Raw genomic sequence first — 12,711 nt, 5'->3', positions numbered from 1 at the left:
CAACATAAGCATCATTTAAAGGTAAAGATAGAGGCGGACCCGCCGAGCTTCAAGGTTGCCGTTGACAGCCTGAACCCGCACGCTGGAGTCAGAGGGCACCACCAACGTATGGGTTTCTGGGTAGGGCAGCACATCCAGACCCTGCTCATCATACCAATAAAAGCGGTAGTGTATTGTGACGGCATGGTTCTGGCCGTTGCTGATGTCGGCCCAGGCTTGCTTGCGTCCTTTATCGGTGTCCAGGGACGGTCTTGAGGCCGTGATGCCGGCGGTTAACACGTTGGAGTCCATGACCAGTGACTGTTGATCATTGATGATCAACGCCTTATTACTGCTACAGCCAGTGACAACCAGCAGTGCGGCTAACAGCGGCAGTGCAATACGCATGATAGACCCCAATCAGTGTGCCAGCAGCGGGCCGAGCGGTTTGCCGCCGAGCAGGTGCATATGGAGGTGGTAGACTTCCTGTCCGCCGTAGCGATTGCAGTTGATGATCAGGCGGTAGCCATCATCTGCGATGCCTTCCTGTTCGGCAATCTTGGCCGCCGTGGTTATCATGCGTCCCAGGGCAGCTTCATGCTCAGCCAGGACATCGTTTGCGGTGGGGATCAGCACATTGGGGACGATAAGGATATGGCTCGGCGCTTTAGGCGTAATATCCCGAAAAGCGGTGACCAGATCGTCCTGGTACAGGATCTCGCTGGGGATTTCCCGACGGATGATTTTACTGAAGATAGTCTCTTCGGCCATGTTCTCTTTCCTTGTTTCATGAGGTTGTGGCTCAAGTATGCGGGACTCATTGTCCGGGTTTCAACCTTGCTGGTCGAATTATTCGTTATCCCAGTAACAATAGCAAAAGGCGGTGCGTTAGGTGAGATTTTAAAGAGGCCATTATCGGCTCAAACCGCCCAGTCACCTGAAATTACGCGGGTTGGCAGAATGTCGAGTCATGCAGGGAGAAACGATACCGTCAGGGAGGCTTACGCCTCCCTGTTACAGGTGTGGAATGCTGTCAACGTTGACGCATGTATTCGTCCATGTCGGTTTTAAGGTTGTCGGAGCGGGTACCAAAGATAGCCTGTACGCCCGACCCGGCGACGACCACACCCGCAGCGCCGAGTTGCTTAAGCCCGGCCTGGTCGACTCGGGACACGTCGGCGACGCTGATACGTAGTCGGGTTATGCAGGCATCCAGGTTGGTGATATTGTCTTTACCGCCGAAGGCAGTGACCAGCGCTGCCGCCATTTCAGTGCCGCCCTGCCGGATTTGCTGAGTGGTGCTGGCTTCGCGTCCCGGCGTTTTAAGGTCCAATTTGACAATCAACACCCGGAACAGCGTGTAGTAGACCAGACCATAGATGATGCCTACCAGGGGGAACAGCCAGATACGGCTGCTGTTGCCGCTCAGCACCACGAAATCAATCAGGCCGTGGGAAAAGCTGATACCGTCACGCATGCCGAGCAGGATACAGAGCGGAAAAGCCAGGCCGGCCAGGATAGCATGGATGATATACAGCACCGGGGCAACGAACATAAAGGCAAATTCAATCGGTTCGGTAATGCCGGTAAGGAAGGCCGTCAAGGCGCCGGAGATCATGATCCCGCCGACCTTGGCCCGGTTTGCAGGTTTGGCTGAGTGCCAGATGGCAATCGCCGCCGCCGGCAGGCCATACATTTTAAACAGGAAGCCGCCGGACAGTTTGCCCGCCGTTGGGTCCCCGGCCATATAGCGAGGGATATCGCCGTGGAATACCTGACCTGCGGCATTGGTAAATTCCCCTACCTGCATCTGGAAGGGGACGTTCCATATGTGATGCAGACCGAAGGGTACCAAGGCACGTTCCACCAGCCCATAGATGCCAAACGCCACCACCGGATTCTGATAAGCCGCCCATTGGGAAAAATCCTGGATCGCGGCGCCGACCGGTGGCCAAATAAATGACAGCAGCACGCCGAGGAAAATAGCGCATAAGCCGGATATAATGGGAACAAAACGTTTGCCGGCAAAAAAACCGAGATAATCCGGCAATTTGATACGATAGAAGCGATTAAACATGTAGGCCGCTACCGCGCCCGCAATAATCCCGCCCAGTACGCCGGTATCGGCCAAATGCTGGCGGGTTATCTCTTCCGGGGATAGATGCAGCACCAATGGCGCCACCACAGCCATGGTTTTGACCATGATACCGTAAGCCACCACTGAGGCCAGCGCGGAAACACCGTCGTTATTGGTAAAACCGAGCGCTACGCCGATGGCAAAAATCAGCGGCATATTGGCAAATACCGAACCGCCCGCTTGTGCCATAACATGAGAAACCACGACAGGCAGCCAGGTAAAATCCGCTGAACCCACGCCAAGCAGGATCCCCGCGATGGGCAATACGGAAACTGGCAGCATCAGCGATTTACCCACTTTCTGCAGGTTGGCAAATGCATTTTTGAACATGAACTGTACTCCTGAGTAAAAAATTTCTCTCGCCGGCGCAAAACTCATGGGTTTTGCGCTCATTCAGGTTGAGGCCTGTTATTTATTTCGAAGAGTAAAATAAATCGCCATGGGCTACGTTGACGATAATCACGTTGCGGATAAAAACCTTCTAAAATTAATTATTAGCGCCGAATAAAGAAGGGGATGCTGCTAATAAGCACGCCCCGCCAGTGCCGTTGGGACGGAAGAATAACCCTATTCATGCATTAATACGAATGTGAAATAGACGGTGCTCACCGTCACCCTTGGGCATCAGCAGCGGCCATCCGGGTTTTGACATCCACATGGAACAGGCGGCCAAAATTTTCGCTGGTCAGACGCGCCAGCTCTTCAATGGATACGCCTTTGAGCACCGCCATATATTCCGCCACATCCCGTACATAAGCGGGCTGGTTTTCTTTCCCTCGGTAAGGTACCGGGGCCAGATAGGGTGAGTCGGTTTCAACCAGCAGCCGATCCAGCGGCACGTATCGAGCGGCATCGCGCAGTGCTTCGGCGTTACGAAACGTCAGAATGCCTGAAAACGAAATATAAAAGCCCATTTCCAGCAGTACTTTAGCCGTGTTGATATCCTCGGTAAAACAATGCAGCACCCCGCTGCATTCCCGCGCCTGCTCCTGCTGCAACAGCGCCAGCGTATCTTCCCGCGCCGCTCTGGTATGCACAATAACCGGTTTGTTGAGTTCTCGACCAATGCGGATGTGCTGACGAAAGCTCTCCTGCTGCTCGGCCTTGTTATCCTGCTGATAATAATAATCCAAACCGGTTTCACCCAGCGCCACTACCCGCGGTGCTGATGCAAGATCGCGCAGCGTAGCAAAATCGTAAGGTTCATCCAGATTAAGCGGATGTACGCCACAGGAAAACAGGATATCGTCACGTTCGCCGATCAGCGTGTTCATTTTGCCAAAACCGGCAAGCGTAGTGGAAACCGCCAGCATCAGCCGGACATCCCGGGCCTTGGCTTTATCCGCTACATCGGCCACGTCCAGATGAAGATTTTCATAATCCAGGCCATCCAGGTGACAATGGGAATCAACTAAAAACATACTCTACCCTTTTATAAAGTCCAGGGATGCGCGCGCCCGTCAGGCGTGTCGCTTTCCCAATTCAGCAATTGGTTGACCAGCAGTAACTCGCGATTGACGCCGGTAATCTCGCGCCATTGCCGGCGACAATCAAGCCACTGATGCAACTGATGGTGTAGCGTGCCGGCCGGAAAAGCCGCCGCCAGTAGCTGCAAAAGCTCCGGTTTGTCCTGATTGATAGCGAAGGCAAAAGCCCCCTGCTGCCATTTCAGCGCATCCGTCAGCAGACTGAGCAGCCAGTGAAGCGGCGCATCGTCCTTGTCTTTACTGATAAGCGGCAACAGCGCTATAAAATCCTGGTTGACCACCGCCCGCTGCAGGCCGTCACAAAGCGCATTACGTTCAGCCCAGCGCGCCGGTTCAAGCAGTTCAAGCGCCGCCAGCGGCGCGCCATAATGCATACGCAGCGCCGTCAGGGCAGCGGTTGGCTCCTGGCCGCCTTGCTGGCCGAGCCAGTAAAGGCCGGACTGTTCGTCCGGCGCCGGCAAATGCCAGTACAGGCAGCGACTGCGCAAGGTTGACAGCAGGCGAGAAGGCTCCCGACACCCCAGCAGAAAGAAAGTGTGTTCAGGCGGCTCTTCAAGGGTTTTCAACAGTGCATTGGCTGCCTGTTCGGTTAAAAGCTCGCTGTTGGCAAGCCAGATTACCTTGGCCCCGCCTTGCTGAGCATGACCGTACAACGCCTCCACCACTTGACGGACAGCATCGACGCCCAAGCTCGAGCGGCCTTTTTCGACCTCAAGCTGATAAAAATCCGGGTGGTTGCCGGCAATCATCAGTTGGCAACTGTGGCAATGGCCGCAGCTTTTACTGCCCTGCGGCTGCCGGCACATCAGCCAGCGGCTGATGGCATAAAACAGCGATGCATCTCCACAGCCGGCATGAGCATGCACCAACAACGCATGGTGGCCACGCTCTTGCTGATAACGCGCCAGAATCTGCCGGTAGGGCGCGCTGAGCCAGGGGTACCATTTCACGGCTTACATCCCTGGGCATCCAGCCAACGTTCAAGTTGCCCGCGGACTCCAGCGCTGACCTGTGCAAGCGTGCCGGAAGCATCCACCGTCAGAATAGACCGGTCCTCAGCGGCCAGCGCCTGATAGCGGGCCCGGGTGCGGTCAAAAAAGTCCAGTGACTCCTGCTCGATACGGTCCAGCGCCCCCCTGGCCCTGGCTCGACTGAGCCCCAGCGCCGGAGGAATATCCAGATAAAGCGTCATATCCGGCCTGAAATCGCCCAGCACCGTATTCCGCAAGCGGGTAAGCAACTGCTGATCAATACCGCGACCACCGCCCTGATAGGCCTGGGAAGAAAGGTCGTGGCGATCGCCTATTACCCACGCGCCACGCGCCAGCGCCGGCTTGATAACACGTTCAACCAACTGCACTCTGGCGGCATACAGCATCAGCACTTCCGCTTTGTCGCTGACCACATCACCGTCGATGCCTTCTTTGATAAGCTGGCGCAACGCTTCCGCCAGCGGAGTTCCCCCGGGTTCGCGTGTATATACCACATTCTCTACACCGTAACGTTTCAGGGTTTCAACCACGACATTGATAGCGCTGGTTTTACCTGCGCCCTCAAGCCCTTCAATTACGATAAATTTACTGTGCATTCTTTTCCTTCATGATTTTACGATACTGCTGTACGGCCTGGTTATGGCTCGCCAGATTGGTAGTAAAGGCATGCCCGCCTTTGCCATCAGCCACAAAGTAAAGATAGGACGTTTTATCAGGATGGGCGGCGGCGTTCAGCGCGCCTTTGCCGGGCATGGCAATCGGTCCCGGCGGCAGTCCAGAAATCTGGTAAGTATTATACGGCGTCGGGGTATTTAAATCTTGTCGGGTAAGGATGCCCTGATATTTTTTTCCCATGCCATAAATGACCGTCGGGTCGGTCTGCAGTCGCATGCCGATACGCAAACGATTGATAAACACCGACGCAACCCTGGCCCTTTCCTCTGGTACGCCGGTTTCTTTTTCGATAATGGAAGCCATGGTCAGCAGACCATCGGCAGAGGCATAGGGTAATCCTTCGGCCCGGTCTTGCCAGGTTTGCTGCAGGATTTTATCCATTTGCTGCCAGGCCCGTTTAAGCAACGCAGTATCGGTAGTACTGGCCGTGTAAAGATAGGTGTCAGGATACAGTCGGCCCTCAATCGGCTTATGCTTGTCGGCGCCGATTTTTTCAGCCAGCTGCGGCTCGCTGATGCCGGTCAGTTGGTGCTTGAGGTAGGGGGCGTCAGACAAAATAACCTGCCAGTCAGCAAAACTTGATCCTTCGATAAAGCGGATGCTGAACTGAGCCTCTTTACCGCTGGCCAGCAGTTCAAGCATTTGCCGGTTGGTCATCCCCGGCATAAAGCGATATGTGCCGGCTTTGAAATTGGCCAGCTCAGGTTCCAACTGCAGCAGCCAGGGCAGCCAGCGGGTGTCCTTGGCAATTTTCTGCTCGGTCAGTAATGCGCTAAGTCCCTGGCGATGAGTGCCGGCGGGCAGAGTGAAGATGGTTTCCTGGCTGATGGTCAGAATAGAAGAAGCGAAGTATTTGATTTGAAAAAAACAAAATGCCGCTGCGGCCGCGGCACCGAGAATGATGAAGCTTATAATCCGATTCTTTTTTTTCATTCTGAAACTCTGTTTAACAATATGGGCCAAGATAATTAAAAAGCTGATGCGAACAATAACGACGGGCCTCAATTCGTTTGACCGGCAGCACGGGCATCAAAGCATTGCAGATTATGACCTCATCAGCAGCGTAGAGTGCCTCAGGTCCTGCGGCAATTTCTGAAAAAGTGTAAGTCGAACGCTGAAGTGTATCGATAATATGCCGGCGCATAACACCCTCAACCCCAGCCTGGTTCAACCGTGGTGTAAACACCCGATCCTCAGTTCGCCAGAACAGGTTGGCGGCGCAGCATTCCACCACCTGACCAGCAGTATCCAGCACCAGCGCTTCATCGGCATTGCCATCCCGGTCAAGATGAGCACGTATCATCACCTGTTCCAGCCGGTTGAGGTGTTTCAGCCCGGCGAACAGCGGATTACGACTCAGTCTCACCGGGCTCAGCGCCATTTCGACGCCGCGCTGCATCAAGGTCGGATAATGCGCTGGCGCTGGACTGTGGCAAATAATTCGCACCGGTACACTCACGCCGGCCATGCTGTAGCCACGGCCGCCGCCGCCGCGGCTGATGATGACTTTGATGATGCCATCCACGGCCGACTCGGCGGCCAGCTGTATTTCCTCAGCCAACAGCGCCATATCAAGCGGAGCAAACATCAGACGCTGGGCAGCCAGTGACAAGCGCTCCAGGTGATAAGGCAGCAGACTGATGCGTCCGTGCCGCAACCGGGCGGTGGTAAAAAAACCATCACCACACTGGATTAAACGGTCGCCAAGGGGCAAATGCAGGGCAGGTTCGCCGTTTATCCAGTTCATTCTCCCTCCTTACCCAACAGACAATCGCCGAAAATAAAAAAAAAGGCCCGTTAAACGGGCCATTATCAAGCACTTTACGATTAAATCTTACGGAATACCAGCGTACCGTTGGTGCCGCCAAAACCGAAAGAGTTACAGAGCGCATACTCCATCCCTGAAACCTGACGCGCTTCCCCGGGAACATAGTCCAGGTCGCAGCCTTCATCAGGGTTTTCGAGGTTGATCGTAGGGGGAATCGCCTGATCGCGCAACGCCAGCACACTGAAGATTGATTCAATCGCTCCAGCGGCACCAAGCAGATGACCGGTCATGGATTTGGTCGAGCTGACCATCACTTTGTGCGCCACTTCGCCAAATACCGATTTCACGGCGAAGGTTTCAGCGATATCGCCGGCAGGCGTCGACGTTCCGTGGGCATTGATATAAGAGATGTGTTCAGGCGTGATGGCTGCATCGCGTAGGGCATTGGTCATTGCCAGCGCTGCACCGGCACCGTCGGACGGCGGGGAAGTCATATGATAAGCGTCGCTGCTCATGCCAAAACCGACCAGCTCGGCGTAAATCCGGGCACCGCGTTTTTTAGCATGCTCATACTCTTCGAGCACCATCATTCCGGCTCCGTCACCCAGGACGAAACCATCACGGTCGCGATCCCATGGACGGCTGGCAGCCTGGGGATCATCGTTCCGGGTCGACAGGGCTCGGGCGGCGCCAAAGCCGCCAACGCCAAGTGGCGTACTGGCTTTTTCAGCCCCACCAGCCAGCATGACATCAGCATCGTTATAGGCGATGATGCGCGCCGCTTGGCCGATATTGTGCACGCCGGTGGTACAGGCAGTCGCAATGGATATACTCGGACCGCGCAGCCCCAGCATAATGGTCAGGTGACCGGCAACCATATTGACGATGGTGGACGGAACAAAAAAGGGACTTATTTTACGGGGACCGCCGCTGACCAGCGCGCTGTGGTTTTCCTCGATAAGCCCAAGCCCACCGATACCGGAACCGATGGCTGCACCAAAACGCACCGCGTTTTCTTCAGTCACGACAAGCCCGGAATCCTGCATTGCCTGAATACCGGCAACTACGCCGTACTGAATGAAAGGATCCATCTTGCGTGCTTCTTTGCGAGAAAGGAAATCTTCATAATTAAAATTTTTCACTAAGCCCGCAAAACGTGTTGCATAGGCAGTGGTATCAAAATGGTCGATCAGGCCGATGCCACTCTGTCCGGCAAGGAGCGCACTCCACGTAGATTCTACGGTATTGCCGACAGGAGACAACATGCCAAGTCCGGTCACAACTACTCGACGCTTAGACACGTTTGTCCTCCAGGGAGGGATAATATTTAACTGTGGGACAGAAAACGTAGGCGGTCGAATGACCGCCCAGGGATGTTCGATTACTGCTGGCTTGCCTGAATGAAATCAATTGCTGCCTGAACAGTAGTGATTTTTTCAGCTTCTTCGTCCGGAATCTCAGTATCAAACTCTTCTTCCAGTGCCATTACCAGCTCAACGGTGTCAAGTGAGTCAGCGCCGAGGTCGTCAACAAAAGAAGCACTGTTAACCACTTCTTCTTTCTTAACGCCCAGTTGCTCAGCGATGATTGCCTTAACGCTTTCTTCGATAGTGCTCATACTCTTAAATTTCCTATCAAAACTCGCTTACGCGATGGTTTTCGTAGTGTATAAAATGTTGAAAAAGATGCAACTAAATCCCGGCTGGTCAAACCACGATTTTATGCTATTTTGCGGTTATTGCCACAAATAACGCAAATGATTTTCGTGCTTTTTACAGCATATACATGCCGCCATTGACATGTATCGTTTCACCGGTAATGTATGCCGCCTCATCAGAGGCAAAAAAAGCAACAGCACTGGCTATTTCTTTCGGGGAACCGAGGCGGTTTGCCGGAATTTGCGACAAGATGCCCGCGCGATGTTCATCTGTCAACGCTTCTGTCATATCAGTTGCTATAAAACCTGGCGCAACGACATTGACGGTAATGCCACGAGAGGCCACTTCACGAGCCAGAGACTTGCTAAAGCCGATTAAACCGGCCTTGGCAGCGGCATAGTTGGTTTGCCCCGCGTTACCCATGGAACCGACAACAGAACCGATGGTAATGATTCTGCCGTGGCGTTTTTTCATCATCGCACGCATTACCGCTTTTGACATACGGAATACAGAGGTCAGATTAGTATCAATGATGTCCTGCCATTCGTCATCTTTCATACGCATAAGCAGGTTATCACGCGTGATACCCGCATTATTAACTAAAATGTCGACTTCGCCAAATTCTGCGCGCACTTTCTCTAAAAAGGCGTCGATGGAAGCGGCATCGGAAACATTAAGTTCAAGGCCCTTACCCTGTGCGCCAAGGTAGGCACTGATGGCGTCAGCGCCCTTCTCACTGGTGGCGGTACCGATAACCGTGGCGCCGCGCTCAGCCAGTAATTCAGCTATCGCACGGCCAATTCCGCGGCTTGCTCCCGTTACCAGAGCGATTTTACCTTCGAAACTCATGCAATTCCCCATTAATATTGTTGCAGCGCCGCTGTCAGGGAAGCGGGATCGTTAACCGCTACGCCCGACAACGTATCGACAATGCGTTTAGTCAAACCGGTCAGCACTTTACCGGGACCAACTTCGATCAATACCTCGACGCCCTGGGCGGCGAGATATTCTACGGATTCGGACCAGCGTACCGGGCTGTAGAGCTGACGAACCAGGGCCTGGCGGATCGCCGAAGGATCGGTTTCAGCTTTAACGTCAACGTTATTCACCACCGGTATCAGCGGGGCCGAAAATTCGATTTCATTCAATGCCAGGGCGAGCTTGTCCGCCGCAGGGCGCATCAGCGCGCAGTGTGACGGCACGCTGACTGGCAACGGCAGTGCACGTTTGGCGCCAGCAGCTTTGCAGGCGGCACCGGCTCGTTCAACCGCATTTTTGTGGCCGGCTATGACCACCTGCCCCGGCGAATTGAAGTTTACCGGCGACACCACTTCGCCCTGGGCCGCATCGGCACAGGCTTGCTCAATGGCGGCATTGTCGAGTCCGATGATCGCTGACATGGCGCCGGTACCGGCCGGCACCGCTTCCTGCATCAGGCGTCCGCGCAACTCGACCAGTTTTATCGCCGCCGAAAAATCGATTACCCCGGCGCAGACCAGTGCCGAGTATTCACCCAGACTGTGGCCGGCCATAAGCTGGGGACGGCTTCCGCCCTGCTGTTCCCATACTCGCCAGATGGCGACGGACGCTGCCAGCAATGCAGGTTGGGTCTGCCAGGTCTTGTTCAGTTCTTCTGCCGGCCCCTGCTGGACCAACTGCCATAAATCGTATCCCAGCGCCGCCTGAGCCTCGGCAAAGGTGGCTTCCACCAGCGGATACTCAAGGGCCAGGGCGGCAAGCATACCAACCGTCTGTGATCCCTGCCCGGGGAAAACCATAGCTAATGTCGTCATTATTCCGTTCCTGTAATACTAAAACCGCAGCAGCGCTGAACCCCAGGTGAACCCGCCGCCGAACGCTTCCAGCAGTACCAGTTGATCGCGTTTGATACGTCCGTCACGGACCGCCTCGTCAAGCGCCAGCGGGACTGACGCAGCGGAGGTGTTGCCATGGCGATCCAGCGTAACCACGACGTTATCCATGCTCATGCCAAGACGCCTGGCGGTAGCGCTGATGATACGCAGGTTCGCCTGATGGGGCACCAGCCAGTCCAGTTGACTGCGGTCAATATTATTGGCGGTAAGCGTTTCGTCAACAATATGTGCCAGTTCTGTGACGGCCACTTTAAATACTTCATTACCTGCCATGGTGAGATAGGCCGGCTTGGCGGGATCGACTCGATCATGGTAAGGCAGCGTTAACAGGTCACCATAACGGCCGTCCGCGTGGAGATGGGTCGAAATGATTCCCGGCTGTTCAGAGCGGCCAAGCACTACTGCGCCGGCGCCATCGCCAAACAGAATCAGCGTGCCGCGATCCTCCGGATCCAGGGTCCGGCTGAGGGCGTCTGAACCGATCACCAGGGCATATTCTACCGAGCCGTGCTTGATATACTGGTCAGCGACGCTCAGGGCATAAGCAAAGCCTGCGCAGGCAGCGGCCATATCGAAAGCAATGGCATCGTTAACCCCGAGCTGTTGCTGGATTTGGCAGGCGGAACTGGGGAATGCATGGCTTGACGACGTCGTGGCGACGATAATCATACCGATCTTGTCCGCACTGACGCCCGCCATGTCCAGCGCATTCTGAGCCGCATGGAGCCCCATGGTGGACACAGTTTCATCCGCACCGGCAATGCGACGTTCACGGATACCGGTACGGGTCACGATCCATTCATCGGAGGTGTCCACTGTTTTTTCGAGGTCCGCATTTGACCTGATCTGCTCCGGCAAATAACTGCCGGTGCCGAGAATCTTTGTAAACATGTACGCTTAATCACTCTTGGGTAGTACCGCATTCAGGCGTGCAGCGATCCGTTCCGGGACCTGCCGCTCCACCGCTTGCATTGCCTGTTCGATTGCGACGGCAAACGCGCGCTGATTTGCCGCGCCGTGGCTCTTGATGACTATGCCACGTAAACCTAACAGACAAGCGCCATTATACTGATCGGGATTAAGATGGCCGAACTGACGTGTCAATCGCGCCCGCATCCAGCGCTTGACCCACTTCATCAGCCAACTCTGCCTGTCGCCGTTCCCGGAGGATTTAAGCAAAGACAGGAATATTCTTATTACACCTTCCATGGTTTTTAATGTGACATTGCCTACAAAACCGTCACACACCATGACATCGGTCTTCCCTGTCAATAACTCATTCGCTTCAAGATAACCGATATAGTTAATCGACGGAATACTCTGGAGAATCGATGCTGCCTGATGAATGTTGTCAAGACCTTTGGTCTCTTCCTCACCAATGTTCAGCAATGCCACTCTTGGATTAACCACGCCGAGTATCTCTTCCGCCATCACAGCGCCCATAATGGCGAACTGGGCCAGCATCTCGCCATCGCATTCAATGTTGGCGCCAAGGTCAAGCACCACGGTTTTGCCTCGTTGCTGATGGGGAAGAACGGTCATCAGCGCCGGCCTGGTTATGCCATCCAGCGGCTTTATCAGCAATTTGGCCAGCCCCATCAGCGCGCCGGTATTACCCGCGCTGACGCACGCTTGTGCCCGCCCTTCCTTGATAAGCTCAAGGGCAATGCGCATCGACGTTCCCCGGCTGGCTCTTATCGCCTGGGAAGGTCTGGCATCACTGGCAATAACGGATTCGGCAGGGATAATCTGCAGGCGCTCCAACAGAACGGAATCGGTTTTTGCCAGTAAAGGGGTTATCGCTGCGGGGGAGCCGACAAGCAGCAACTCGAGTTGCTGATAAGAAGCCAGTGCCTGCAATGCAGCAGGCACTGTCACGGCGGGACCGAAGTCACCGCCCATTGCATCTAACGCAAGGGTTAGACGAATCAATGTATCGCCTTGGTAAAGTAAAGAATTACTTGGCGATAACTTTGCGGCCGCGGTAGAAACCGTCGGCAGTGATGTGGTGACGCAGGTGAGTTTCACCGGAAGTTTTGTCCACTGATACAGTGGTGGTGGTCAGGGCGTCATGAGAACGACGCATGCCACGTTTGGAACGGGTGGGTTTGTTTTGTTGTACGGCCATGGACCTTACTCCT

The 12,711-nt window shown here is 54.7% G+C and carries 15 protein-coding genes; all 15 read right to left on the bottom strand.

Going from position 1 to position 12,711, the window contains the following annotated elements; translation table 11 throughout:
* Positions 1-15: 15 nt before the first annotated feature.
* Entirely contained in the window at positions 16-387 is a 372-nt protein-coding gene (locus EDC52_RS09100; RefSeq protein ID WP_131865008.1) for a YcfL family protein, read from the bottom strand.
* A gap of 12 nt (positions 388-399) precedes the next feature.
* A complete protein-coding gene (hinT, locus tag EDC52_RS09095; RefSeq protein ID WP_131865007.1) occupies positions 400-750 on the bottom strand; it encodes a purine nucleoside phosphoramidase in 351 nt (116 codons plus the stop codon).
* Between the two features lie 262 nt (positions 751-1,012).
* The gene (gene ptsG, locus EDC52_RS09090) at positions 1,013-2,446 is read right to left on the bottom strand and encodes a PTS glucose transporter subunit IIBC (RefSeq protein WP_131865006.1); all 1,434 of its coding nucleotides are present in this window, start codon (positions 2,444-2,446) and stop codon (positions 1,013-1,015) included.
* 281 nt (positions 2,447-2,727) lie between these two features.
* A complete protein-coding gene (locus EDC52_RS09085; protein WP_131865005.1) occupies positions 2,728-3,537 on the bottom strand; it encodes a metal-dependent hydrolase in 810 nt (269 codons plus the stop codon).
* Positions 3,538-3,548: 11 nt separating this feature from the next.
* Positions 3,549-4,553 carry a DNA polymerase III subunit delta' gene (holB, locus tag EDC52_RS09080; protein ID WP_131865004.1) on the bottom strand — a complete coding sequence of 335 codons (1,005 nt, stop codon included), beginning with the start codon at positions 4,551-4,553 and terminating at the stop codon, positions 3,549-3,551.
* Entirely contained in the window at positions 4,550-5,191 is a 642-nt protein-coding gene (gene tmk / locus EDC52_RS09075) for a dTMP kinase (RefSeq protein ID WP_131865003.1), read from the bottom strand. Before tmk ends, holB begins: the two co-directional genes overlap by 4 nt.
* Positions 5,181-6,203: an endolytic transglycosylase MltG gene (mltG, locus tag EDC52_RS09070; RefSeq protein WP_131865002.1), complete on the bottom strand. Its 1,023-nt coding sequence runs from the start codon at positions 6,201-6,203 to the stop codon at positions 5,181-5,183. The genes tmk and mltG overlap by 11 nt, the downstream gene beginning before the upstream one ends.
* Positions 6,204-6,216: 13 nt before the next feature.
* Positions 6,217-7,017 (bottom strand): aminodeoxychorismate lyase, encoded by an 801-nt coding sequence (gene pabC, locus EDC52_RS09065; RefSeq protein ID WP_131865001.1) that lies wholly within the window; start codon positions 7,015-7,017, stop codon positions 6,217-6,219.
* 80 nt (positions 7,018-7,097) lie between these two features.
* Positions 7,098-8,339 carry a beta-ketoacyl-ACP synthase II gene (gene fabF / locus EDC52_RS09060; RefSeq protein WP_131865000.1) on the bottom strand — a complete coding sequence of 414 codons (1,242 nt, stop codon included), beginning with the start codon at positions 8,337-8,339 and terminating at the stop codon, positions 7,098-7,100.
* 80 nt (positions 8,340-8,419) lie between these two features.
* On the bottom strand, positions 8,420-8,656 hold the full coding sequence (gene acpP, locus EDC52_RS09055) for an acyl carrier protein (RefSeq protein WP_131864999.1): 237 nt from the start codon (positions 8,654-8,656) through the stop codon (positions 8,420-8,422).
* Positions 8,657-8,810: 154 nt separating this feature from the next.
* A complete protein-coding gene (gene fabG / locus EDC52_RS09045) occupies positions 8,811-9,545 on the bottom strand; it encodes a 3-oxoacyl-ACP reductase FabG (protein ID WP_131864998.1) in 735 nt (244 codons plus the stop codon).
* 11 nt (positions 9,546-9,556) lie between these two features.
* Positions 9,557-10,489, bottom strand: coding sequence for an ACP S-malonyltransferase (gene fabD, locus EDC52_RS09040; protein WP_131864997.1), 933 nt, complete (start codon positions 10,487-10,489; stop codon positions 9,557-9,559).
* Between the two features lie 18 nt (positions 10,490-10,507).
* A complete protein-coding gene (locus EDC52_RS09035; protein ID WP_131864996.1) occupies positions 10,508-11,461 on the bottom strand; it encodes a beta-ketoacyl-ACP synthase III in 954 nt (317 codons plus the stop codon).
* 6 nt (positions 11,462-11,467) lie between these two features.
* On the bottom strand, positions 11,468-12,502 hold the full coding sequence (plsX, locus tag EDC52_RS09030; protein ID WP_131864995.1) for a phosphate acyltransferase PlsX: 1,035 nt from the start codon (positions 12,500-12,502) through the stop codon (positions 11,468-11,470).
* Positions 12,503-12,527: 25 nt separating this feature from the next.
* Positions 12,528-12,698, bottom strand: coding sequence for a 50S ribosomal protein L32 (gene rpmF / locus EDC52_RS09025; RefSeq protein ID WP_131864994.1), 171 nt, complete (start codon positions 12,696-12,698; stop codon positions 12,528-12,530).
* Positions 12,699-12,711: the final 13 nt, after the last annotated feature.

Source organism: Biostraticola tofi (assembly GCF_004343195.1).
In the GTDB taxonomy this organism is placed as follows: Bacteria; Pseudomonadota; Gammaproteobacteria; order Enterobacterales; family Enterobacteriaceae; genus Biostraticola; species Biostraticola tofi.
Note: the sequence above shows the minus strand (reverse complement) of the source record. Positions and strands in the feature narration are given on the sequence as shown.